Origin of the sequence: Kribbella catacumbae DSM 19601 (genome assembly GCF_000372465.1) — a bacterium.
Taxonomy (GTDB): Bacteria; Actinomycetota; Actinomycetes; order Propionibacteriales; family Kribbellaceae; genus Kribbella; species Kribbella catacumbae.
Map to the genome: position 1 here is coordinate 127,625 of NZ_AQUZ01000015.1, position 23,603 is coordinate 151,227.

The 23,603-nt window shown below is 68.4% G+C and carries 24 protein-coding genes, 1 tRNA gene and 1 pseudogene; 9 read left to right on the forward strand and 17 right to left on the reverse strand.

All coding sequences use genetic code 11. The annotated features are described in order from the left end of the window. The first annotated feature begins 26 nt into the window (after positions 1–26). Positions 27–109, forward strand: a tRNA-Tyr gene (locus A3ES_RS0117840). Between the two features lie 135 nt (positions 110–244). Next, positions 245–1,375: a hypothetical protein gene (locus A3ES_RS0117845; RefSeq protein WP_020388199.1), complete on the forward strand. Its 1,131-nt coding sequence runs from the start codon at positions 245–247 to the stop codon at positions 1,373–1,375. 639 nt (positions 1,376–2,014) lie between these two features. Here the strand turns inward: A3ES_RS0117845 and A3ES_RS0117850 are convergent. From A3ES_RS0117850 to A3ES_RS0117905, 12 genes and pseudogenes are all read right to left on the reverse strand, one after another. Further along, positions 2,015–3,469 carry an NADH-quinone oxidoreductase subunit N gene (locus tag A3ES_RS0117850; protein ID WP_020388200.1) on the reverse strand — a complete coding sequence of 485 codons (1,455 nt, stop codon included), beginning with the start codon at positions 3,467–3,469 and terminating at the stop codon, positions 2,015–2,017. Next, entirely contained in the window at positions 3,466–5,016 is a 1,551-nt protein-coding gene (locus tag A3ES_RS0117855) for a complex I subunit 4 family protein (RefSeq protein WP_020388201.1), read from the reverse strand. Before A3ES_RS0117855 ends, A3ES_RS0117850 begins: the two co-directional genes overlap by 4 nt. Beyond that, positions 5,013–6,779 carry an NADH-quinone oxidoreductase subunit 5 family protein gene (locus A3ES_RS0117860; protein WP_020388202.1) on the reverse strand — a complete coding sequence of 589 codons (1,767 nt, stop codon included), beginning with the start codon at positions 6,777–6,779 and terminating at the stop codon, positions 5,013–5,015. Before A3ES_RS0117860 ends, A3ES_RS0117855 begins: the two co-directional genes overlap by 4 nt. Continuing rightward, positions 6,776–7,102 carry an NADH-quinone oxidoreductase subunit NuoK gene (gene nuoK, locus A3ES_RS47485; RefSeq protein WP_020388203.1) on the reverse strand — a complete coding sequence of 109 codons (327 nt, stop codon included), beginning with the start codon at positions 7,100–7,102 and terminating at the stop codon, positions 6,776–6,778. Before nuoK ends, A3ES_RS0117860 begins: the two co-directional genes overlap by 4 nt. Next, positions 7,102–7,602, reverse strand: coding sequence for an NADH-quinone oxidoreductase subunit J family protein (locus tag A3ES_RS0117870; protein WP_020388204.1), 501 nt, complete (start codon positions 7,600–7,602; stop codon positions 7,102–7,104). The genes nuoK and A3ES_RS0117870 overlap by 1 nt, the downstream gene beginning before the upstream one ends. Before the next feature lie 143 nt (positions 7,603–7,745). Beyond that, positions 7,746–7,961: pseudogene (locus A3ES_RS56075) on the reverse strand (4Fe-4S binding protein); the annotation flags it as partial. 211 nt (positions 7,962–8,172) lie between these two features. Beyond that, positions 8,173–8,976, reverse strand: coding sequence for a methylenetetrahydrofolate reductase (locus tag A3ES_RS0117880; RefSeq protein ID WP_475008784.1), 804 nt, complete (start codon positions 8,974–8,976; stop codon positions 8,173–8,175). 135 nt (positions 8,977–9,111) lie between these two features. Beyond that, on the reverse strand, positions 9,112–10,629 hold the full coding sequence (locus A3ES_RS0117885) for an alkaline phosphatase family protein (RefSeq protein WP_020388207.1): 1,518 nt from the start codon (positions 10,627–10,629) through the stop codon (positions 9,112–9,114). A 92-nt stretch (positions 10,630–10,721) separates the two neighbouring features. Then, a complete protein-coding gene (locus A3ES_RS0117890; RefSeq protein ID WP_020388208.1) occupies positions 10,722–11,981 on the reverse strand; it encodes an RNA polymerase sigma factor in 1,260 nt (419 codons plus the stop codon). After that, complete coding sequence (locus tag A3ES_RS0117895) at positions 11,978–12,322, reverse strand: YciI family protein (RefSeq protein ID WP_020388209.1); 345 nt, start codon at positions 12,320–12,322, stop codon at positions 11,978–11,980. Before A3ES_RS0117895 ends, A3ES_RS0117890 begins: the two co-directional genes overlap by 4 nt. Before the next feature lie 32 nt (positions 12,323–12,354). Next, positions 12,355–13,620, reverse strand: coding sequence for a sensor histidine kinase (locus tag A3ES_RS0117900; RefSeq protein WP_020388210.1), 1,266 nt, complete (start codon positions 13,618–13,620; stop codon positions 12,355–12,357). Next, positions 13,617–14,273, reverse strand: a complete 657-nt coding sequence (locus A3ES_RS0117905; RefSeq protein ID WP_020388211.1) for a response regulator transcription factor — start codon at positions 14,271–14,273, stop codon at positions 13,617–13,619. Before A3ES_RS0117905 ends, A3ES_RS0117900 begins: the two co-directional genes overlap by 4 nt. Positions 14,274–14,415: 142 nt before the next feature. Between A3ES_RS0117905 and A3ES_RS0117910 the strand changes: the two genes are divergently transcribed. The 4 genes from A3ES_RS0117910 to A3ES_RS0117925 are packed head-to-tail and all read left to right on the forward strand — an operon-like array spanning position 14,416 to position 17,970. Continuing rightward, positions 14,416–14,937, forward strand: a complete 522-nt coding sequence (locus A3ES_RS0117910) for a hypothetical protein (RefSeq protein WP_020388212.1) — start codon at positions 14,416–14,418, stop codon at positions 14,935–14,937. Then, the gene (locus A3ES_RS0117915; protein WP_020388213.1) at positions 14,937–15,992 is read left to right on the forward strand and encodes a peptidoglycan-binding protein; all 1,056 of its coding nucleotides are present in this window, start codon (positions 14,937–14,939) and stop codon (positions 15,990–15,992) included. Before A3ES_RS0117910 ends, A3ES_RS0117915 begins: the two co-directional genes overlap by 1 nt. Further along, positions 15,989–16,651: an ABC transporter ATP-binding protein gene (locus tag A3ES_RS0117920; protein WP_020388214.1), complete on the forward strand. Its 663-nt coding sequence runs from the start codon at positions 15,989–15,991 to the stop codon at positions 16,649–16,651. The genes A3ES_RS0117915 and A3ES_RS0117920 overlap by 4 nt, the downstream gene beginning before the upstream one ends. Next, the gene (locus A3ES_RS0117925) at positions 16,651–17,970 is read left to right on the forward strand and encodes an ABC transporter permease (protein WP_083933506.1); all 1,320 of its coding nucleotides are present in this window, start codon (positions 16,651–16,653) and stop codon (positions 17,968–17,970) included. Before A3ES_RS0117920 ends, A3ES_RS0117925 begins: the two co-directional genes overlap by 1 nt. Here A3ES_RS0117925 and A3ES_RS0117930 read toward each other — a convergent pair. Then, positions 17,967–18,917, reverse strand: a complete 951-nt coding sequence (locus tag A3ES_RS0117930; protein WP_040454932.1) for a complex I subunit 1/NuoH family protein — start codon at positions 18,915–18,917, stop codon at positions 17,967–17,969. The two genes, A3ES_RS0117925 and A3ES_RS0117930, sit on opposite strands and share 4 nt — an antisense overlap. An 89-nt stretch (positions 18,918–19,006) precedes the next feature. Between A3ES_RS0117930 and A3ES_RS0117935 the strand changes: the two genes are divergently transcribed. The 3 genes from A3ES_RS0117935 to A3ES_RS0117945 are packed head-to-tail and all read left to right on the forward strand — an operon-like array spanning position 19,007 to position 20,533. After that, positions 19,007–19,864, forward strand: coding sequence for an NAD(P)H-binding protein (locus tag A3ES_RS0117935; protein WP_020388217.1), 858 nt, complete (start codon positions 19,007–19,009; stop codon positions 19,862–19,864). A gap of 25 nt (positions 19,865–19,889) precedes the next feature. Continuing rightward, positions 19,890–20,111 carry a type II toxin-antitoxin system VapB family antitoxin gene (gene vapB, locus A3ES_RS0117940; RefSeq protein ID WP_020388218.1) on the forward strand — a complete coding sequence of 74 codons (222 nt, stop codon included), beginning with the start codon at positions 19,890–19,892 and terminating at the stop codon, positions 20,109–20,111. Continuing rightward, a complete protein-coding gene (locus A3ES_RS0117945) occupies positions 20,108–20,533 on the forward strand; it encodes a PIN domain nuclease (protein WP_020388219.1) in 426 nt (141 codons plus the stop codon). The genes vapB and A3ES_RS0117945 overlap by 4 nt, the downstream gene beginning before the upstream one ends. Before the next feature lie 3 nt (positions 20,534–20,536). Here A3ES_RS0117945 and A3ES_RS0117950 read toward each other — a convergent pair whose 3' ends face one another. The 4 genes from A3ES_RS0117950 to A3ES_RS0117965 are packed head-to-tail and all read right to left on the reverse strand — an operon-like array spanning position 20,537 to position 23,474. After that, entirely contained in the window at positions 20,537–21,271 is a 735-nt protein-coding gene (locus A3ES_RS0117950; protein WP_020388220.1) for an NADH-quinone oxidoreductase subunit C, read from the reverse strand. Further along, positions 21,268–21,849, reverse strand: coding sequence for an NADH-quinone oxidoreductase subunit B (locus tag A3ES_RS0117955; protein ID WP_020388221.1), 582 nt, complete (start codon positions 21,847–21,849; stop codon positions 21,268–21,270). The genes A3ES_RS0117950 and A3ES_RS0117955 overlap by 4 nt, the downstream gene beginning before the upstream one ends. A gap of 4 nt (positions 21,850–21,853) precedes the next feature. Further along, positions 21,854–22,705, reverse strand: coding sequence for an alpha/beta fold hydrolase (locus A3ES_RS0117960; RefSeq protein WP_026162968.1), 852 nt, complete (start codon positions 22,703–22,705; stop codon positions 21,854–21,856). A gap of 7 nt (positions 22,706–22,712) precedes the next feature. After that, positions 22,713–23,474, reverse strand: coding sequence for an SDR family NAD(P)-dependent oxidoreductase (locus A3ES_RS0117965; RefSeq protein WP_020388223.1), 762 nt, complete (start codon positions 23,472–23,474; stop codon positions 22,713–22,715). Positions 23,475–23,603 lie beyond the last annotated feature (129 nt).

A 23,603-nucleotide genomic window follows, 5' to 3' on the forward strand; every position in this document is an offset into this window, starting at 1 on the left:
GCCGGTTCACGAACCGGCAGCACCCTGGCAGGTTGCCCGAGTGGCCAAAGGGAGCAGACTGTAAATCTGTCGGCTTATGCCTACGCAGGTTCGAACCCTGCACCTGCCACAGGAGCTGTGACAGCCCCCGATCGCGGAGACGCGGTTGGGGGCTGTTTCGTTGTCGGGGCGGGGAATAGGGGCAAGATGGTGGGGGTTGGTTGTTGGGTCGGGTTGGTTGAGTTGGAGCGAGGAGACGCGGGCGATGAAACCCACTGAGTTCGTGAAGGTGAACAGTCAGTTCTGGGGGGAGCACCTCAAGAGCGTGAGTGAGCATCTGCCGACGAGTCACTCGCGGGAGCTGGCGGGGGTGCTGGTCTATCCGCGGCAGCTGGTGCTGACCGAGACGCCGGACTGGAACATCCTGGAGCTGGTCGGCGTGAGCCGGGAGTACCGGTCGCTGGAGGTACGGCGGCAGAAGGCCGCGAGCATCGACGAGTACTTCGCCGACGCCAAGGGCTCCAAGCCGGTGCTGATCCTGCGTGACGAGGACGTCTACCAGGACGCGACCATCGCCACCGAGGCCGGCCGCAAAGCGCTGGGGACCCGGTACCCGGGCGCACAGAGCGAGCGCGAGTTGGTGGGGACCGGCGACGGCAAGCTGCTGCAGTTCGCGCCGGGCAACTACTCGGCGCTGCATCGCGTGCTGCTTGTGACCGACGCCAGGGCGCACTGGACCTTCCTGGCGATCGCGATCCACCGCTCCGAGCCGGCCGACAAGTACCGCGCGTACCTGGACAGCCTGGTGAACTCGGCGCCACACCTCGACCCGGTGGGCACCTTGAGCGTGCCGCCCAGCGAGCTGCTCAAGTCCGAGCCCTTCGGCAGCACCTACCAGCACGGCCTCCACAAGACGACAGTGGGCGAGTTCCTGCAGCAGCACGAGGGGATCCTGCTGGCGGCCTTCGACGCGACGCAGCTGGTCCGTGAGCCGGTGCTCGAGCGCGAGGACGGTACTGCGGTCACGCCGGACTTCATCCTCGAGCGCGCAGACGGCACCCACATCATCGGCGACCTCGCGTTGCCCCTGCTCGAGACGGCCAAGGACGGCAAGAAGCGCAAGAGGCCGACCACCGCATCTGACGGCGTCGCGCGGCTCACGCAGTACGAGGACTACTTCCAGAGCTCCGAGAATCGGGCCTTCGCCACCACGAAGTACGGCGTAGAGGTGACGAGCCCGCGAAAGCTGCTGATCCTCGCCGGTCAGGAACAGACGACGGACAAGGTCGAGTCCATCGACTACGACACGATCCTGCGCCTGGCCCTCACCCCGAAGACCGTGACAAAAACCGCAGCGAGCGGCATCTCGTCGGTGGCGATCCTGGGACAGCAATAGAACCTGTCTGATTGAGGGCTGGTCTTGCGCGACCGCGGGCACGAGCAGCACCCTCCGTTCATTCGCCCCCTTTTCACCCGTTCTGGTGTCGATCACCTCAGGCGAGAGGCCGCGACGAGTGAAAGGGGACGAATGAAGGCTCTCCTGACGGAGCCGTGGGTCATTCGCGGTGTTGCCGGGGGTCGGCTAGCCGGTTGTAGAGCCTGTTGCGAACTGGCTCCGCAGCGGCCGATCGTGTACCGACCGACAGGAAGTAGTCGACCGTTCGGCCGCGCGCCACGCTCACACAGGCCGCGGCCGACCTCAGAACCGGCACTACTTCCTGTCGGTCGGGACACAACGCCAACCCCAGACCCATATCCCAACAGGCTCTGCAGCGCGCCATCGGTAACAGAACCGGCCAGTGGACCAGCCATCCCGGACCGTTCCCTTCGGCGGAACCAACTGTCGGCACTCGGCGGCTGCTGGCGGACTGGACGTCGGGGGTGGGGAGGTTTTTTGCCGGGTTTGGGGCGGACTCTCGCCGCGGGCGGGCGTATTTTCCTCCCCGGTCGGCGTCTCTCGCGGCGTGGCCGGGTCGGCTGACTTCGCCCCAGCCACACCCACCTCTCGCCACACCCGCCGGCAATGGCGTTGTGCTCAGCCGGCGAGGGCGAAGAGGGTGCCGGGGAGGATGGACAGGACGACGGCCGCCCCGGCGCAGAGTGAGATGACTCCGACGGCTGGGGACTCGATGTTGACGGAGAACGGGTCGTCGGCGGGGAGACGGAAGAGTTCGGCGACCCAGCGGAGGTAGACGGCCAGGCCGATCATCACGTTGAGAGCCATCACCAGGGCCAGCCAGCCGTAGTGGGCGTCGATGACGGCCTGGAAGGCGGCGAACTTGGTGAAGAGGCCAGCCAGTCCCGGGGGTAGGCCAGCGAGGACCATCAGGAAGAAGACCAGCGCGACGCCGAGGCCGGGCTCTGAGCGGACCATGCCGCGGTAGTCCGACAAGAACAGCCCACCGGGCCGATGCCGTTGGACAACCGCGACCGCACCGAAGGCGCCGAGGGTGACCACCACGTACGCCGCCAGGTAGGCAACGACCGCCTGCGCGTCGCCGACCGCGAGTGGCGCCAGCAGGAAGCCGACCTGGCCGATCGACGACCACGCGAGCAGGCGGACCGCCTCGACCTGACGCAGGGCTGCCAGGTTGCCGACCGTCATGGTGACGGCTGCCAGGATGGCGACGACGATCCGCAGATCCGAGCCAGACGGCGCGACTCCGAAGGTCACCAGCACGAGCAGCCCTGCCACGCCGGCCGACTTCGACACGACGGCGAGAAACGCGGTGACCTCGACCGGCGCACCGGAGTACGTGTCGGGCAGCCAGCCGTGGAACGGGACGGCGGCGATCTTGAAGCCGAACCCGACGATCACGAACAACCCCGCCGCGAAGGCGACCCGGCGCAGATCCGGGTCGATCCCCGGCATCCGCGTCGCGATCGTCTGCAGGTAGAGCGACCCGGTCACGCCGTACAGGTAGGAGATGCCGAAGAGCATCACGGCCGTCGAGAGGACCGACACCAGGAAGGCCTTCAGAGCCGCCTCGGAGCCACGCCGATCGCGGCGCAGGGCGACCATCGCGAAGCTCGGCAGCGAAACAACTTCCAAAGCGATGACCACCGTCGCGAGATCGCGCGCGCCGGCCAGCACGGTCGCGCCGACGAGCGCGCTGAGCAGCAGGAAGTGGTACTCCCCCACCGGGATGTCCGCGGACAGCAGCCGGTACGCCGAAAGGCCGACGACCCCGAGCCCGCCGATCAGGAGCACGGCCCACAACCCGATCGTCAGCGGTTCGAGCACGAGGCTGCACTCCGCCGGACCCTCGACCGCGGTACGGCAGAAGGCGGGCTTGAACGCGTCCCGCTGCGACATGACGAAGACGAGCCCGAAGAGGATCACGCCACCGGTGATCAGCGTGATCACGGTGTGCTTGAGCTGCTTGGTGCCGGTGCGCCAGAACCCGTCGATCAGCAGTACGGCGACAGCCCCGAGCGCCAGGAGCAGCGGTACGGCGGTCGCCTGCCAGTCGGTCCAGGTGATCGTCATGAGAACGTCCAGTAGTCGAGCAGCGTGAACGGCCAGAGCCCGAGCAGCACGGTGAGCACGATCAGCGGCGCCCAGGTGATCAACTCGATCCGGCTCACGTCGACCGCGAAGGCAGTCGCCGGATTGTCGGCGGGATCACCCTGGCAGAGCTGGCGGATCAGCCGGAGGAAGTACGCGGCCGTCAGTACCGCGCCCAGCCCGGCGATCACCATCAGCACCAGGAATGTTGTCCGGGGCAACGAATCGCCGGGATGGTAGGCGCCGAGCAGGATCAGCATCTCGCCCCAGAAGCCGGCCAGCCCGGGCAGCCCCAACGAGGCCAGGCAGGCGAAGGTGAGCAGCCCGCTGAGCCGCGGCAGCCGGGCGTACAGGGCGCGGCCGATCGTGCGCAGGTCGCTGGTGTCGTGCCGGTCCTTGATCCCCCCGGCCAGGAAGAACAGCAGGCCGGTGATGATGCCGTGGGCAATGTTCGCGTACAGCGCGCCGGCCAGTCCCTCCGGCGACATGGTGGCGATGCCGAGCCCGATGAAACCCATGTGGCCGACGCTGGAGTACGCGATCAGCCGCTTGACGTCGGTCTGCGCGAGACAGGCCAGCGACCCGGCGATGATCGCGACGGTCGAGAAGCCGGCCAGGTACGGCGCTATGGTCGCCGTCGCGTCGGGCAGTACCGGCAGCAGGATCCGGATCATGCCGTAGCTGCCGAGCTTCAGCAGTACTCCGGCGAGCAGCACCGAGCCGACCGTCGGCGCCTTGGCATGGGCATCGGGCAACCAGATGTGCAACGGCCAGAGCGGCATCTTCACGGCCAGCCCGACCGCGATCAGCACCGCCGCGACGAGCGCGATCCCGTGCCCACCCGCGACCGGATTCTCACCCAGTACCTCGAGATCGAACGTGCCCGCCTGGCGATGCACCAGCAGGAAACCGAGCAGCATCACGGCTGACCCGAGCACCGTCATCAGTACGAACGTGGTCGCCGCGCGACGCCGCCCGGCCCGGTCGTGCTCGTCGCCCCAGATGTCGATCACCAGCCACATCGGGATCAGCACGACCTCGAAGAACAGGAAGAACAGCACCAGGTCGAGCGCCGAGAACGTCCCGATCACGCCGGTCTCGATGATCAGCAGCAGCGCGATCAGCGAGCGGGTCCGGCCGGCGCGCGGGGTGATCCGCAGTGAGTACAGGCAGCAGAGAAAGACGAGCAGCGCGGTCAGCGCGATCAGTGGCATCGAGATGGTGTCGATGCCGAGGTGGAACCGCACGTCCAGCTCGGGGATCCAGGAGATGTCGGTCTCGGCGTACGCGTAGATCTTGCCCGGCAGGGTTCTGGGGGGCGGACCGAGAAAGCTTTCCAGCCTGTAAGTGCACGGACAATGAGGCCGGACCAGATCCCACCAGAGCACGGCTGAGCCGACCAGGACACCACCCGAGACGACCGAGCCGACGATCGCCGCCACACGATCGCCTGTCCCCGCAGGCAAAGCCCACAGGACCGCCGCGGTCAGCGCCGGCACCGCCAGCAGCGCGATCAGCAAGAGGCTCATGAGCCGATCACCCCTGCAAGGATCGCGAGTGCGACGACACCGACGACCGCTGCCGTCAGGTAGGTCTGCACATTGCCCGTCTGCAGCTTTCGGAACCCAGCAGAAGCCAGTACGCCGGCCCGCCCGGTCGCCCGGACATAAGCCCCGATGACATCCCGATCGCCACCGACGGTCAGCCTGGCAAGCCACTCCACCGGTACGACGAGCACCCGCTGGTACGCCGGATCCACCCCGAACTCGCGTTCGAGCACGACCGGCCGCGGATCAGCCCCACGCCGCCACAGCGAGTACGCCGGGAGCGCGCCGAACACCGCGAGCACCGTCGTCGCCAGCGCGATCGCCCAGTTGAGATGAAGGCCATCGGCGTACCCCAGTCCAACGGCACCAAGAGCCAGCACGATCAGCGGCGCAAGCATCAGCCAGGACCCCTCGTGCAGCTTGGAGCTGTCCGGCTCCTCGAGATCCGCCATCGGGTCGTCGTCCTCGAACGCGCCGAGCGCGCCGGCCAGTGCCGGAGTACGGAAGAACACCCACAGCCACAGGCGGACACAGTAGAAGGCGGTCAGAGCCGCTGTCAGGCAGACCGAGACGAGCACGATCCAGCCGACCGTCGAACCGTCGCGGGCGTGATGCCAAGCCGCTTCGACCACCGAGTCCTTGGAGAAGAAGCCGGCAAACCCCGGTACTCCGGCCAGCGCGGCGAGGCCGATCGTCATCGTCACGAAGGTGACCGGCATGCGTTTCCGCAAAGCACCGCGCCGCGTGTAACGGCGCAGTACGACGAAGGCGGCGCTGCCGACCTGATGCAGCAGCACGCCGGCGCAGAGGAAGAGCAGACCCTTGAAGGCGGCATGCGTGAGCAGGTGGAAGAGCGCCGCGTGGCGCCCGTCGTCAGTCCCGAGCGAGAGGCCGGCGAACATGATCGCCAGCTGGCTCACGGTCGACCAGGCGAGGACCCGCTTCACCTCCACCGCTGCCATCGCGCAGAAGGCGGCGAAGAGCATCGTCACGCAGGCGACCACGGCCAGCACGGTGAGAGTCGTCTCGGCCGCGAGGAACACGTCGTACAGGCGGGCGATCAGGAAGACGCCAGCGGCCACCATCGTCGCCGCGTGGATCAGCGCGCTGACCGGGCTCGGGCCGGGCATCGCGTCCGGGAGCCAGGTCTGCAGCGGGACCTGCGCGGACTTGCCGATCACGCCGACGAGGATCAGCAGGGTGCCGGTGGTCAGCGCGCCGGGTGAGATCGGGCTGTCGCCCAGTTCGGAGATCTTGAAGGTGTCGTAGCCGAGGCCCAGGACGAAGATGCCGAACAGGAAGCCGACGTCGCCGAGCCGGGTCATCAGGAACGCCTTCATCGCACCGGAGCGGGCGTCGCGGCGCTCCCAGTAGTGGCCGATCAGCAGGTACGAGCAGGCGCCCATCAGTTCCCAGCCGATCAGCAGCAGGAACAGGCTGTCGGAGACCACCACGGTCACCATCGACAACGTGAACAAGGTGACGAGTGCGGTGTAGGAGGCGACGCGTTCGTTCAGGTAGCCGATCGAGTAGAGCTGCACGCAGGCCGAGACGACGCCGACCACGGCGAGCAGCAGCACGGTCAGGTCGTCGGTGCGGAGGTCGTAGGTGATGAACACGTCGTTGCCGACGAAGGATCCGCCGAAAGCTGTCTGCTGCGGGTCGACGCCGTACAGCAGGCCGGCCGCGAGGATGACGAGCAGGGAGAAGCCGACGCCGACCACGCGCCATGCCGTGGCGATCACTGCTCGGCACCCCTCTCTTGCTCGAGCAGGTCGCGGGCGGCATCCGCGTCGACGTGGCCGTGACCACGGAACAGCAGCAGCACGATCGCCAGGCCGAGCCCGATCTCGGCGGCGGCGATGGTGATGACGAAGACCGCGAGGGTCTGACCGGTGGCCAGGCCGTCGACGTGCCAGGCGTCGAAGGCGATCAAGTTGAGGTTGACGGCGTTCAGCATCAGCTCGAACGACATCAGCATCGTGATCGCGTTGCGGCGGGCCAGTACGCCGTACACGCCGATGCAGAACAGTGCGACGGCGAGCAGCAGCGGGATGATGAGCGGCATCAGTCGCCCTTCTTCCCTGTGCGCTGGGACAAGACGATCGCGCCGATCAGGGCCGCGAGCAGCAACACCGACAGGACCTCGAACGGCAGCACCCAGGTGCGGAAGACCGCAGTACCGACTGCTTCGGCCGATCCGTCCGGTACGGGTTTGAGCTTTTCGTTGCCGAAGGCAAGCACAACGCCGGAGCCGAGGATCAGCGCGAGCACCAGCGCGACGACGGCGGCGAACGGGCTGCGCCGGGTGGTCAGGGCGGGCAGCGGATTGGTCGGCGCCTTGGTCAGCATCAGCGCGAACAGGACCAGGACGACGATCGCGCCGACGTACACCAGGATCTGCACCAGTGCGACGAACTCGGCGTGCAGGGCCCCGAAACAGCCGGCCACGGCACCGAGCGCGACGACCAGCCAGAGCGCGGCGTGCACGATCCGGCGAGACGTGACGACCATCACCGCGGCCAGCAGCGCCACCGCCCCCGCGATGGAGAAGAGAGCAGTGGTCACCCCTCGGCCTCCGCGGCGGGTTCGATCACCGACGGGCCGGGATCGATCGGCTGCGGTGCGGGCACGGTCCACATCCAGTCCCGCAGCCGGTCCTTCTCGTGGGTCAGGTTGCGCAGGTCGGTCTCGGCGTACTCGAACTCCGGCGACCAGAACAGCGCGTCGAACGGGCAGGCCTCGATGCAGATCCCGCAGTACATGCAGAGGGAGAAGTCGATCGCGAACCGGTCCAGCACGTTCCGGCTGCGCTCGCGGGCCTGCTCACCGACCGACGGCGCGGTCTCGGTGTGCGAGTCGATGTAGATGCACCAGCTCGGGCACTCGCGCGCGCAGAGCATGCAGGAGGTGCAGTTCTCCTCCATCAGCGCGATCACGCCGCGGGTCCGGGGCGCCAGCTCAGGCTGGACGTCGGGGTACTGCTCGGTGACGGCACGGCGGCCCAGCGTCTTGGCGGTGACCTTCAGGCCATCGATCAGACCCTTCCCTGGTACAGCCACGCCCCCTCCTCCGTCCGTCAGTCGGTCCTGCACGCTGACATTAGTCGGTTTCGCCGCGTCACGGCGCCAGGAGGTGTCAGAGTTCCCGTTCGAGGCGCGCGGCNACCTGCCGATAGCGGCTCACCGGGATGACATGGACGCCCTGGAAGGCGCCGCTGTCGCGGATCTTCAGGATCTGCTCGCAGGCGGCATCGACGCCCGCGTCGCGGTCCCGCTCGACCGCCTCGACCAGCGCGCCGGGGATGGTCAGCTGAGGCAGTTTGGCCAGGTCGGCGGCCATCTTGGCGCTCGCCAGCACCATCACCCCGGCGTATACGGGGATGTCGAGGGCGACGCTGTCACGCCACCTGAGCAGCTCGTCGAGGTCGTAGCTGACCTGCACGTAGAGGAAGTCGGCCTCGGCCTTCCACGCCGGTACTGCGCGCAGCCGGGTCGCCGCGCCGACCTGGAACGGCGCGATCCCGGGGAAGCTGGTCGCGCGGGCTTCCTCGATCATCGTCCGCACGGTCAGCTGGCTGGTCCGTGCGCCGGCCGTCGGGTTGTCGCCGTGCACGAACAGGAACTGCTCTACCCCGTACGCCGCCGCCGTCAGCAGGTCACGCCGGAAACCGAGCAGATTGCGGTCCCGCGAGTTGAGACAGGCGATCCCGCGCGCCCCCATCGCCTGCACCTCGTTGGCCACCGCCACGCTGGAAACAGTCGCCCGCCCGATGTGGTTGTCGGGGATCAGAAAGGCGTCCGCGATCGGACTCATCACCCCGATCTGATGCCGGACCTTTGTCAAATCCGGCCGCGTCGGCGGCTCCACCTCACAGATCAGCTCGAACCCGTCGCCCATGGCACTGGACTGTATCGAGCCGTACGGTCTAGCGATGGGCATGTATCAGCCACTGATCTGGTCGATGGCGTCCCGACCGACAGGACATAGTGCCGATTTTGGGGGCTGCCGGGTCGGCGCTGAGCGTGACCTTTTGGCGTGGACCGGACTATGTCCTGTCGGTCGGGACGGCCGGCTTCAGTTCTTGGTCAGTTGGGGGTTGTCGATGGACCAATACCAGTCGTTGTCGCCCTTGGTCAGGGACCAGGTGAGCTTGGCGGTCCGGGCACCGGTCGGGACGGGGATGTTGAGGCGTTCGAGCTTGGCGATGGCGTCTGTGGTGTAGGTGAGGATCGGGGTCGGGGTGGCGCCGTCGAAGGAGACCAGGACGGAGGCGGTTTCGGCGCCGCTCTTGAGGTAGTGGGAGGAGAAGGTCAGGGTCGCGTTCGCCGCGCCGGTGACGTCGTGCGCCGGTGAGGTGAGCTTGCTGTTGAAGAGTCCGCTGCGGGTCTTGTCCGACCACTCGTCGGAGTCGGCGACAGCGAAGACGCCGCGGGCCCGGACGTTGCTCTCGCGACTCTGGTTCGGCGCCGCTCGGGTCCAGAAGTCGTCCGTGGTGAACGACCAGCCCTGCCATTCCCGTACTCCACCCGTCCCCATCGCCGAGTTGTCGATCGTCCAGCCCGCCGGCGTCGTGTGCGTCCAGCCCTTCACGTCAGCCGGTACGCCGGTCTCGTCCGCACGCGCCTGCAGCGAGCCCACCAGCGAGTCGAACGGGTCGCCCGACGTCGGGAGGACCTGACCGTCGAGGTCGGCCGCCACGCCGAAACGACTCAGCACGATCGCCGCGATGTCGACGTTCTTCGGCGCGATCGCAGGTGTCCCAGGCGTCGTACCGGGGCCGCTGCGGATGATGAACGACGACCGCTCGGCCACTGAACTGCCACCGTGACCGCCGGAGTCGGTGTGGCCGTGGTCGGCCGTGACGAGATAAGTCCAGTCCTCGTTCGCGTACGTCGGCCGGGCGCGGACCGCCGACAGCAGGGTCGCGATGTGCTTGTCCGTCTGCTCGACTGCGGTCCGGTAGCAAGCTCCCTTGGCACCACAGCTGTGGCCGGCGATGTCGACGTTGCCGAAGTACACGAACGACGCGTCGGGCCCACTGTCCTTCAGGTACGCCGCTGCGTCGGTGGCGATCTTCGCGTCGGCAGCCGCCCAGCCGAGCGCGTCGCCGTCGAGCGTGACCTTGCGCTGCACCTCGTCGGTGAAGATCGCCTGGCCGGCACTGTTGGTGGTCAGCGGCGTCCAGTCGGCGATCGCGTACGTCGACAGCTCAGGGCGGGAGCGTTCCAGCCTGGTCAAGAAGTCCGGGTACTGCGTCAGGTTGGTGCCGGTACCCCAACTGTTGCTCTTTACCTTGTGCTTGTCGGGCCAGACACCGGTCGCGATGGTCGCCCAGCCGGGGCCGGACAGAGTCGGGGCGAACGGCTGGGCGTACAGGGTGGTCGGGCTGGCGGAGCCCGAGCTGATCAAGCCCTTCAACGCCGGAGTGTTGAAGGCCTGGATCTTGCTGAGCAAGGCACCGTCGATGCCGATGACGAGCACCTTCTGCACGCGCGCTGCGGGCGCGGCCGTTGAGCTACCTGCGGCAGTCGTGGTGAGGAGGGTTGTCAGGGTTAGCGCGGTCAGGGCGGTGAGAGCGGTGGGGCGGTTCACGAGGCTCCTCCGGTTGCTGTGATTGGTCCGGACCAATGACAGCAAGCCGGGCCCGCGGGGTCAACGGCTCGGCGGTAGCAACCAGGTGAATCTCAGAGGGCGTCCAGGCTGCGCTGGAGGAAGTCGCGTTCGGTGGTGTTCTCGGTCAGCGCCAAGGCCGCCCGGTACGCCGATGCCGCCTCCTGCCGTCGTTCCAGGCGCTTGAGGAGTCCTGCGCGGATCGCGTGGAAGAGGTAGTAGCCACCCAGGTCCAGGTCGTCGACAAGCGCGAGCCCCGCGGCCGGACCGTTGACTTCGGCGATGGCGACGGCTCGGTTGAGGGCGATGACCGGGCTCGGTTCGAGGGCGAGCAGGTGATCGTAGAGCTGGACGATCTGGGACCAATCGGTCTCCGTCGCGGAGGGCGCCTCGCTGTGGACCGCGTTCATCGCCGCCTGCAACTGGTACGGGCCAGGCTGCCCGCGGCGCAGGCATCGGCGTACCAGGTCTTGGCCTTCGGTGATCAGCGCGCGATCCCAGCGGCCGCGGTCCTGGTCGGCGAGCAGGACGAGCGAGCCATCCGCGGCCACTCGCGCCGGGCGGCGGGACTCTTGAAGCAGCATCAGCGCGAGCAGGCCGACCGCTTCCGGCTCGTCGGGCATCAGTTCGACCAGCAGCCGGCCGAGGCGGATCGCCTCGAGGCAGAGCTCGGTGCGGATCAGCTCATCGCCCGACGAAGCGGTGTACCCCTCGTTGAAGATCAGGTAGACGACGGCCAGCACGCCGCGGACGCGCTCGGGGAGATCCGCCTCGTAGGGCACGCGGAACGGGATGCCGGCGGTGCGGATCTTCGCCTTCGCGCGGACGATCCGCTGCGCCATCGTCGGCTCAGGGACGAGGAAAGCGCGGGCGATCTCGGGCGTGGTGAGGCCGCCGAGCAGGCGCAGCGTGAGCGCGACCCGGACGTTGAGAGCGAGCGCGGGATGGCAACAGGTGAAGATCAGCCGAAGCCGGTCGTCGCGCACGGCACCCTCCTCCACCGGTTCGTCCTGGGCGTGTAGCAACGCTGCCTGCGCGTGCTTGTCCTCACGGGAGGATTCGCGGCGCAGGCGGTCGATCGCGCGGTTGCGCGCGGTCGTGATGATCCAGCCGGCCGGGCTGGGCGGCAGTCCGGCGGTGGGCCACTTCTCGACGGCGGTCGTGAAGGCTTCCTGGACGGCGTCTTCGGCGGTGTCGAGATCACCGAACACCCGAGTCAGTACGGCGACAGCCCGGCCATGCTCGGCCCGGAACACCGCCGCCACCTCCGCGACCGACACCCCACCGACCGCCGCTGGAGGGCTGTCGGCTGAGGCTTCGGGCTCGTCGGTCATCCGGCGAAGGGTCTGACTTCGATGGACAGTGGCTGGAGGATGGTGGCGAGCTTGCGCCCCCAGCTGAGCGCCTCGTCGAGGTCGTCAGCCTGGATGACGGTGAACCCGCCGAGGTGTTCCTTGCCCTCGGTGAACGGCCCGTCCGTGAGCAGCACCTCGTCGCCGTCGGCGCGGAGTACGGTCGCGGACTCCGGCGGGTGCAGCCCGGCGCTGAACACCCAGGCGCCGGCCGCCCGGAGTTCATCGTTCAAGATCGCGAGGTTCTCCATGACCGGTTCGAGGATCTCCGGCCCGGGCGCCGGTCCGTCGGGCTGGTAGATGCTGAGCAAATACTGCTTCATCGGTGCCTCCTTTACCCCCTACACGAACAGGGTCAGCCCGGATCGACAGGCAGTCTCACGGTAATCGTCAAACCGCCGTCCGGTCGCGGTTCGGCGCTGACCGACCCGCTGTGCGCCTGCGCGACCGACTGCACGATCGACAATCCGAGCCCGGCACCCTTTGCCCCGACCAGGCGGTCGTCGGCCAGCCGGTGGAAGGGCTTGAACAACCCCGCCACCTCGTACGGCGGAACGCTGGGCCCGCTGTTGACCACCTCGACTTCGACCTGGTCGCCGGTCGCGCGGCTCTGAACGCGGACCCAGCCGGCGTCGGGAAGGTTGTGGCGGATGCCGTTCTCCACCAGGTTGTGGACGAGTCGCTCGAGCAGGAGCGCGTCGCCGGTGGTCGGCGCGTCGCCCGGTTCCGTGGTGATGGTGATGCCGGCGGTCTCGGCCTCAGCGGTGAGCTGGGCGGTGACGTGGGTGATCACGTCGGCGAGGTTCACCGGATAGGTGGCGGTGACCTGCTTCTCCGAGTCGGCGAGCAGGAGGAGGCCGGCGATCAACTGCTCGTGGCGGGCGTTGATCTCGAGCAAGGTCTCGCCGAGTTGCTTGAGGTCGTCGGAGGCGGTCTTGCGGTGCATGGCGACCTCGACCAGGGCGCGGCCGAGCGTGAGCGGGGTACGGAGTTCATGCGAGGCGTTGGCGACGAATCGCCGCTGCCCGTCGAACGAGTGGTCGAGGCGCTCGACCATGGTGTCGAAGGCGTCGGCGAGATTCTTCACCTCGTCGTCCGGGCCGTTGAGGGCGATCCGCTCGTGGAGGCCGCGGCCGGCGGCTGGTGCGGCGGCGATTCGCTTGGCCGTGTCGGTCACCCGATGCAGCGGCGCCAGGACGCGCCCGGCCACCAGCCATCCGAATCCGGCGGCCAAGCCACCCACCAAGACCAACGCGATACTCCCCTGTCCCAGCAAGGTCTTGGTGGCGGCCGCCTTGACCCGGGCGTTCTGCTCCCCCATCGCCCGCTCGGCATCCGGCCCGGTCAGCATGTCCCCAGCACTGTTGATCAGGTAGAGCCCTGGCAGCTGCCTCTGCGACGGCGGCGCAGAAGGCGAAGCCGGACCGGGAGTGGCGGAGGAGCCGGGGGNGGCGGGGGNGCCTGCCGNTGGGGNGGNGAGGTAGGNGCCTCGGATGATCACTCTGTCTCGGGAGAGTTGCTGGTTGAAGAGGGCGTAGGTGACCGCGAGCAGCAGGATGCCGGCGAGCAGGAAGAGGCCGGCGTAGATCAGGGTCAGGCGGGCTCGGAGGGTTAGTTTCATGGGATTCGGTACCCGACTCCGGTGACGGTTTCCACGAGGGCCGGCTCGCCGAGTTTGCGGCGGAGTTTGAGGATGGTGAGCCGGACCGCGCCGGTGAACGGATCGACGTGCTCGTCCCACGCCTTCTCCAGCAACTGCTCCGCCGACACCGTCGCTCCATCCGCCCGCAACAACTCAGCCAGTACTGCGAACTCCTTCTTCGCCAGCGGCACATAACGCCCGTCACGGAACACCTCGTGCCGCGAAGGATCCAGCGTCACCCCGGCGCGCCGTAGTACGGGTGGATCGGCGGGACGGCTGCGGCGGCCCAGCGCCAGCACCCGTGCCGCCAGCTCGGCAAAGGCGAACGGCTTGGTCAGATAGTCGTCGGCACCGAGGCCGAGCCCGTCCACCCGATCGGTGACCGATGCCGCCGCCGTCAGCATGAGCACGCGCGTGGCCGACTCGGACGCCACCAACTCGCGGCACACCTCGTCTCCGTGGACGACGGGGAGATCGCGGTCCAGCACCAGTACGTCGTACTCGTTGACCGCGAGTCGCTCGAGCGCGGCCGCGCCGTCGGGCGCCACGTCGACGGCGTGCGTCTCGTCGCGCAACCATTCGGCGATCGCTGCCGCGAGCAACGGTTCGTCCTCGGCCACCAACACCCGCATCGCAGCGCCACCTTTCCCCGTCGTGGCTGCCCATGATCCCCGATGCCGCGTTTCCCTCGCGTTACCCCGGCGAGGAAACAGCGGGGAAACGCCGTGCCGACTTGCCTAGACCCACTAATCCCTATCCCTTGGAGTAGACGTGATGCGAAAGCACTCGCTCGGCGCGCTGGCCACTCTCGCCCTGGCCCTCACCCTCACCGGCTGCGGCTCCGACGACAACGGCCAAGGCAGTCAGGTCGCGTCGGGCGACACCAAGCCCAGTACGAGCACTAGCGCCAGTACTGGCGCTGCCGAGCTCACCCGGGACGAGAAGTCCATGAAGTTCGCCCAGTGCCTGCGGGAGAACGGCATCAACGTGCCCGACCCCGAACCGGGCAAGGGCCCGATGATCAAGATGGACCCGAGCAGCGGAGTCACCAAGGCCGATATGGACAAGGCGATGGAGGCCTGCAAGGAGTTCAACCCGCAAGGTGAGGCAGGCCCCGACCCCCAGCAGGAGGAGAACGGCCGGAAGTTCGCCGCGTGCATGCGGGAGAACGGGGTCGAGAAGTTCCCGGACCCCAAGCCCGGCCAGCGCGGAATCATGATTGACAAGTCGGCCGGGGAGGACCCGGACATGCCGAAGGCGCAAGAGGCCTGCCAGAGCATCCTGGCGGGTAAGTGATGGCTCGAAGAACTCTGCTGACGGCGGTCGCTGTACTGGCTGCAGGTGGTGGGCTTACTGCCACTCTGCTGACTCGGAGCGACAGCAGCCAGGCTGCGGATCAGAGCCCTGCTGCCCTGACCAACACAGCCAAGGTCACCAAGCAGACGCTCAAGGACACCGAGACAGCTGACGGCGAGCTCGCCTACGGCACGACCACCACGGCGACCAACCGGGACGCCGGGACGCTCACCTGGCTTCCCGACAGCGGGCAGCAGATCAGCCGGGGGCAGACGCTCTTCCAGGTGAACAACCTGCCCACCACCTTGATGTACGGCGCCCTGCCGGCGTACAGGCGGCTTGCTGAAGACAGCGAAGGGCCGGACGTCCTGCAGCTCGAGCAGAACCTGAAGGCCTTGGGGTACGACGGTTTCACCGTCGACGACGAGTACACGTCGGCCACTGCCGAGGCGGTCGAGGAGTGGCAGGAGGATCGCGGGCTGGACGAGACCGGCGTGCTCGAGCTGGGGCAGGTCGTGTTCGCGCCCACCGCGGTTCGGGTGGACAGCTTGCAGGCCGCGGTCTCTGATCCGGTCACGCCCGGGCAGAAGCTGCTCAGCTACACCGGGACGACCAAGGCGGTGACTGTCGAGCTGGAGGCGGCGGATCAACGGCTGGCCAAGAAGAACGCGGCGGTGTCGGTGGCGTTGCCGGACAACACGACGGTCGCGGGCAAGGTCTCCGAGGTGTCGACAATCATCGTCCCGGCCGCGTCGCAGGACCAGGAGCCGGAGACGAAGGTCGAGGTGATCATTGCCTTGAGCAACCAGAGGGCGGTAGCGCCGTACGCGCTGGCAGCCGTCGACGTGACCTTCACGGCAGCCGAGCGGAAGAACGTGCTGACCGTACCGGTTGCCGCGCTACTGGCCTTGCAGGAAGGCGGTTTCGGGGTCGAGGTGGCCGACGGCACGACGACGCGGTACCTGCCGGTGAAGACCGGGTTGTTCGCGGGCGGCCGGGTCGAGATCAGTGGCGCGGGGATCACCGCGGGACTCGCCGTGGGGGTACCGAAGTGATCGAACTGACCGACGTGACGAAGGTGTACGCCGGTGGGGTCGCCGCGCTGGCCGGGGTGTCGCTGCGGATCGATGCCGGCGAACTGGTCGCGATCGTCGGCCCGTCGGGATCCGGCAAGTCGACCATGCTGAACGTCCTCGGCACCCTCGACCGGCCGACCTCAGGCCAGGTTCGGATCGACCGGTACGACGTGGCGCGGCTGTCCGACTCAGGGTTGTCCGCGTTGCGGGCGAGCCGGATCGGGTTCGTCTTCCAGCAGTTCCACCTGGCATCCGGCGTACGGGCGGTGGAGAACGTCGCCGACGGCCTCCTGTACTCCGGTCTGCGGCGTGGCCAGCGCCGCAAGCTTGCCTCGGCAGCTCTCGAACGCGTCGGCCTGGCACATCGGCTGGACCACGAGCCGCACGAGTTGTCGGGTGGTGAGCGCCAGCGGGTCGCTGTCGCGCGGGCGGTCGCGGGTGAGCCGGCACTGCTGCTGGCCGACGAACCGACTGGCGCACTCGACTCGGTGTCGGGGGCCGGGGTGATGCAGTTGCTCCGGGACCTGAACGCGGGCGGGACGACGGTCGTCATCATCACCCACGACCGCGACATCGCCGCATCCCTCCCCCGCCAGATCCACATGCGCGACGGCCGCATCACCGAGGAGGTGCACTGATGGGGCCACGCGAGGACGGCCCGGTGGGTGCGCGCCCTCCGGGCGAGGGCAGGTCGGCGGCGGGCGAGCGCCGGGGCGAAGGCGTGGTCGCCTCGCGGGCGCGCTCCGCTCCGCCTGAGCTGCGCGGGCTGCGCCCTGCGCGGTTGGGAGTGGGCGATGTCGTCCGGGTTGGGGGTGTGGGACTGCGGACTCGGCCGTTGCGGGCGTTCCTTTCCGCGTTGGGGATAGCGATCGGGATCGCGGCGATGGTGGCCGTGGTCGGCATCTCGGCGTCGTCGCGGGCCGAGCTGAACGACACACTCGATGCCTTGGGCACCAATCTCCTGACGGTCGCGCCGGGGACCAGGCTGACCGGGGAGCAGGCCGAGCTGCCGCTCAGCGCCGAGGTGATGGTCCGGCGGATCGGCCCGGTGCAGGCGTTGTCGGCGATCGGGCGGGTCGACGACGCGTCGGTCTACCGCAGCGACAAGATCCCTGCGATCCAGACCAACGGCATCGTCCCGTACGCCGCTCGCACCGATCTGCTCGCCACCATCGGAGCAACGGTCCGCAGCGGCAGATGGCTCGACGCGGCGACCGGCTCGTACCCCGCGACTGTGCTCGGATCGGCGGCTGCCGAGCGGCTCGGGATCACGCGATCCGGCACCGACACCAAGGTGCTGATCGGGGACGAGTGGTTCACCGTGCTCGGCATCCTCGAGCCCGCCGCACTCGCACCAGAGCTGGACAGCGCCGCGCTGATCGGCTGGCCGGCGGCCGGTTCCACCCTGGGCTTCGACGGGCACGCGACCAAGATCTACACGCGTTCCGGCGATGCGCAGGTCGAGGCCGTGCGCGACGTACTAGGCGCCACCGCAAACCCCGGGGCGCCGAACGAGGTCGAGGTCTCTCGCCCCTCCGATGCGCTTGCCGCGAAGCAGGCGGCGGGTAAGGCGTTCACGGGGTTGCTGCTCGGCCTCGGCGCGGTCGCCTTGCTAGTCGGTGGCGTGGGAGTCGCCAACATCATGGTGATCTCGGTGCTGGAGCGCCGGGCCGAGATCGGTCTCCGGCGATCGCTCGGCGCGACCAGGGGCCAGGTGCGGACGCAGTTCCTGACCGAGTCGCTGCTGCTCTCGGCTCTGGGTGGTGCCGGCGGGGCGATCCTCGGCAGCGGAGTCACGGCCGCCTACTCGTCGTACCAGGGCTGGCTGACGGTCATCCCGCTCTGGGCATTGACCGGCGGCATCGCGGCGACCTTGGTGATCGGCGGCGTCGCCGGGCTCTATCCCGCGATCCGCGCTTCCCGCCTGTCGCCGACCGAGGCGCTGGCGACCCCCTAGTAAAAGACGACGACCCCGATGCCGGTGAGCGCGAGCTGCAGCAGCGCCACCGGCACGAGGCCCTGCCAGGCGAGCTTCTGCAGTTGGTCGGCGCGCAACCGCGGGAACGCCACTCGCACCCAGATCACCAGCAGCGACACGGCCGCCACCTTCAGGATCGTCCAGATCCAGCCGATGCTGTCCGGCCCCGGCCCACCCCAGCCGCCGAGGAACAGGACCGTGGTGAGCCCGGCCAGTACGACGATCCCGGCGTACTCCGCGAGCAGGAACATCGCGAACCGGAGACCGGTGTACTCCGTGTACGGCCCGAAGATCACCTCGGAATCGGCCACCGGCATGTCGAAGGGCGGTCGCTGCAGCTCGGCTAGTCCGGCGATGAAGAACACCACCATGCCGGGCAGCTGCCAGAGCAGCCACCACGGATTCCAGACGCCGACGATGCCCGTCAGGCTCAAGGTGCCGGCCGCGACCGCGACACTCGCCGCGGACAACACGAACGGCAGCTCGTAGCTCATCAGCTGCGCCGCGACCCGGAGACCACCGAGCAGGCTGTACTTGTTGCCGCTCGCCCAGCCGGCCATCAGCGAGCCCAGCACGCCGACGCTCATCACGGCGAGCACGTAGAACAACCCCGAGTCCAGGTCGGCGCCGACGATGCCCGGAGCGAGCGGGATCGCGGCGAGCGCCGCCATGTACGGCAGGATCGCGACGATCGGGGCCCACTCGAAGACGCGCTTGTCCGCGGCCGCCGGGGTGACGCTCTCCTTCTGGACGAACTTCACGCCGTCGGCGACCAGCTGCGCCCAGCCGTGGAACGCACCGGCGTACATCGGGCCGAGGCGTGACTGCATGTGCGCCATCACCTTGTGCTCGGCCTGACCGACCAGCAAGGGCGCCACCAGGAACGCGAGCAGCACCCCCACGACCCGCACCACGAACTCGAGCATGAGCGCCACCCTATCTACTCCGGCTTGACCTGAACCATTGTTGAGGTCACAGGGTGTGGACAAACACCTATCCCAAGGAGCTGCTGACAATGACCACGATCCTCGTCACCGGAGCGACCGGGCGCGTCGGGCGCCACGTAGTACAGGGCCTACTGGAGGCGGGGGTGGATGTGCGGGCGCTGGTACGGAACCCGCTGCTTGCCGGGCTGCCGTCGGAGGTGGAGGTGGCGGCAGGCGACATCTACGACCCGGCTGCTGTGGAGCGGGCCGCCAGTGAGGTCGATGCGGCGTTCCTGCTGTGGCCGTCGTACAGCGCTGAGGGCGCCGAGGCCGTGGTGGCCGCGTTGACCAAGCAGGTGTCGCGCGTGGTCTACCTCTCGTCGTTGAACGTCAACGACGAGCAGCCCGCCGCGAGTGGGGTGTGGGGCGAGATCGAGGTGCTGCTCGCCGACACCGACTGGACGTTCTTGCGGCCGGGCGGGTTCATGGTCAACACGCAGGAGTGGGCCGATGACATCCGCACTGGCGACGTCGTACGGATGCCGGCGCCTGGGGCTGGACGGTCGTTGATCCACGAACGTGACATCGCGACGGTCGCAGTACGGGCGTTGCTGGATGACAAGCATGTGGGGCAGAAGTACCCGCTGACCGGGCCGGAGGTGCTGACGCAGGCGGAGCAGATCGCAGTACTGGGCGACGTGCTCGGCAAGCCGATTCGAGTCGAGGAGTTGAGCGCGGACGAAGCACGGCAGGCCATGGTCGACCAGGGCGTCGACCCGAGCTTCGCCGACGGTGCACTGGCCTACTGGAGTTCGCTGGTCGACTCCCCCGAGCCGGTGACCGACACCGTCGCGTCTCTCCTCGGCCGTCCCGCACTGACGTACCGCACCTGGGCGGAGGAGCACGCCGACGAGTTCCGGGTAGCACCAGCGCCTGATATCATCTGATATCGAGCGGTTCCAGGAGGCGCAGATGAGCGATGTGTTGATTCGCGACGTTCCGGACGAGGTCCTGTCGGCGATAGATCACCGGGCCAGCGATCTCGGGCTGTCCAGGAACGAATACCTTCGCCGGCAGCTCACCCAGGTGGCGTGCCGCACTCACCATGCAGTGACCGCGGCAGACCTCCGCCGGTTCTCGCACACTGTCCGGGACCTCGGTGATCCAGACGTCATGGACCAGGCCTGGTCATGACGCCGACGGGCGAGACTCGACGGTGGCTCATCGACAAATCGGCGCTGGTCCGGCTGGGCGACAGCCCGGCCGCCGACGAATGGGCCAACCGGATCGACCGGGGCCTCGTTTACATCGCGACGGTGACGTTGCTGGAGGTCGGCTTCTCCGCGAGGACCGCCGAAGAGCATCGGCTCGCTCTGCGGCATCCGCCGATCTCGTCGATGCCGGTCGAGAACAGCACGCCGGCGATCGAACGCAGATCGATCGCCGTGCAGTCGCTGCTCGCGGCCGGTGGACAGCACCGGGCACCATCGGTGGCTGATCTGCTGATCGCGGCGACCGCCGAGCTGGCAGGTCTGGTCGTGCTCCATCTCGACAAGGACTTTGAGCTGATCGCCGAGCACACCGGGCAACCGCTGGAGCGACTGGACCAGGCCTGAGCCTTAGGGCGAGGGGTCTTCGGGGGGCGTTTCGGCGGGCTTGGGTTCGGCTTGTTTCGTGGCGCGGCGGTCGCCGGCTGTGCGGCGGGGGCGGGCTGGGGTGGCGGCGGCTAGGGCGGGGGCCAGGGGGTCTGGGTCGGGGGTGCCTGGTTGGCGGGGGCCCCAGGATTCGGGGTCCGGTACGCCGGGTGGGAGGGTGCGGCGGCGGCTGGGAGCTCCCGCCTTGGCGGCTCCGGGCTTGGGTGCGTGGTCGGACTCGCCTGGCTCCTTGGCGCCCGGCCAGGGCTTGGCGACTCGGGAGGCGAGGACGAACTCCTTGCGCAGCGGGTTGCCCTCGAAGCCGTCGGGGAGCAGCAGCGGGATCAGGTTGGGGTGACCGTCGAAGGTGATGCCGAACATCTCGAAGGTCTCGCGCTCGTGCCAGTTCGCTCCGGCGTACAGGCTGGAGAGGGTCGCCAGGGAAGGCTCGGCGCGCGGGATCAGCGTGCGAACGATCAGGTGCTCGACGTGCGCCCCGCCCCAGAAGTCGGCGAGGTGCGTCACCACCCGGAAGCCGTCGGCGAGCTCGTCGCTCGCGGTCAGGAAGTCGAAGAAGGTCAGCCCGACCTCGTCCCGCAGGATCTCGTGCGTGGCGACCCAGGACTCAGCCGGTACGTCGATCGTCGCCGGCCCGAAGCTGTCGACCTTGGTCGCGGTGATGCCCGCCTCGGTCAGCGTGCTCAGTACGTCGTCGCTCACCGCGGCCCCGCCTCGGAGGGCGGCGCGACCAGCCCGCGGGTGAGGGCCTGCGGCGACGGCTCGTACCGATCGGCGACGTTCTCGCCGGCGATCTTCTCCTGCAGTTTGAGGATGCCCTGCAGCAACGCCTCCGGCCGCGGCGGGCAGCCGGGCACGTAGACGTCGACCGGGATGATCTGGTCGACACCCTTCGTGACGCAGTACGAGTCCCAGTAGGGCCCGCCCGAGTTCGAGCAGGAGCCGAACGAGATCACGTACTTCGGCTCCGGCATCTGGTCGTAGAGCCGCTTGATCGCGGGCGCCATCTTGTCCGTCACGGTGCCCGACACGACCATCAGGTCGGCCTGCCGCGGCCCGGGCGCGAACGGGATCACGCCGAGCCGGATGAAGTCGTGCCGGCCCATCGACGCCGCGATGAACTCGATCGCGCAGCAGGCGAGACCGAAGTTGAAAACCCAGAGCGAGTACTTGCGGCCCCAGTTCAGCAGGTACCGCACCGGCTCGGGCGCAAGCTTGGCCAGCGACCCGACGGCCGGCCGCACCGTCGGCATCGGCAGGTGGACTCCGCTGTCTGGCATGTGGTCAGCCTAGTCCGACAATCTCCTCCGCGAAGACCTCCGGGTATTCGAGCGGCGCATAGTGCCCGACGCCGTCGACGAAGCGCAGCCGTACGTCGCTGAAGAAGTCGTCGAGCCGATCCGACCAGACCCGCGGGAACAGCGGATCGAACTCCGGCCACAACACCACCGTCGGTACGCCGATCCGGTCGTACGACGCCGGAGCCGTCTCCGCGGCCGACGTCGCCACCGTCCCGGCACCCGCCCGGTACCAGCTGAGCGAGGCCGTGAAAGCACCTGGAACCGAGTACAGCTCCACCAGGTGATCCAGCTCCGGTACAAAGCCTGGCCCTGACCAGTGCGTCCAGAAGTGCTGCAGATACGCCCGTACTGCGTCCGGCTGGCCGTCGATCAGTTGCTCGATCACGGGCAGCTTGTGAAAGCCCTGGTACCAGTACTCCGCCTGCGCCTGCTCCGAGAACACCCGCTTCCCGACTCCCGGCAGCGGCGGGGCAACCACCAATCCATCCACCAACTCCGGATGACTGCGCGCGATCCCCTGCGCGACCCGGCTACCGACGTCATAGCCGGCCAGCACCGGCCGCTCGAGCCCAAGCTCCTCGATCAGCCCCAGCACGCTCCGGGCCTGCCCAGCGACCCCGTACTGCGCCGCCGGGTCGGCCACGTGCTTGTCCGACTCCCCAAACCCCCGCAGATCCGGCACTACGACCTCGTGCCCCTGCTCCACCAGTAGCGGCACGAGTCGCCGGTAGTCAGTCCGGTCTCCGGGCCACCCGTGCAGCAGTACAACCGCAGGCCCCTCCCCTTCCCTGTCGTAGGCCAACGAGAAGCCGTCTACAGCAGCACTATTCGACATAGGTACATCACAGCAGGTTGAGCAAGTGACCCGTCGCGGACGTCAGTCCACCTTCCACAGGAAGTGTGATGCCGGTGATCCACGAAGCATCGTCGGACGCGAGGAAGGCGATCGCCGCCGCCACGTCCTCGGCCTTCCCGACCCGGCCGAGGGGATAGATCGCCTTCAGCTCCTCCAGCAGAGCCTCCTTGCCGATGAACCGGTCGGTCGCCACCGTCGCCGGCGCCACCACGTTGAACCGGACACCCTTCGGCCCGTGGTCGGAGGCCAAGTTGCGAACGAGGTTGGCCAGCGCGGCCTTCGCAGCGGCGTACGGGGCGGTGCCGAGGGCAATCTCCGCGCTGATCGAGCCGACCAGGACAGCGGACCCACGGGACTCGATGAGGTGCGGTAGCGAGGCCCGGATGCAGCGGGTCGCTCCGGTGAAGGTGAAGTCGTACTGCCTGCCCCACTGCGCCTCACCGGGCTCGGTCCCTTCGAGCGCAAGGTTGTGCCCGGCAACATTGGCCAGTACGTCGAGCCGCCCGAACCGCTGCACGGTCGCCGCGACCGCGGCGTCGACCGAGGCGGTTTCGGTGATGTCGCAGTCGAGCGCCATAGCGACACCGCCCGCGGCGGTGACATCGGAGACGACCGAGGCGGTCCCCTCGGAGTCGATGTCGGCCGCGCCGACGGCCGCGCCCTCCGCTGCCAGCCGCAGTACGGTCGCCCGGCCGATGCCGTGCGCCGCCCCGGTCACGAAAGCGACCTTGTTCTCGAACCTCTTCACAGCCGTCTCCTCCGCTAGGAATCCGACGCTAGGCCCTAGACAGAGCTCTAGGTCAAACCGGCCCTTGACCGCGACGTAGCGTCGACCTACCGTGAACTGGACAGGACTGGACAGGTTCATTTGGGGTGG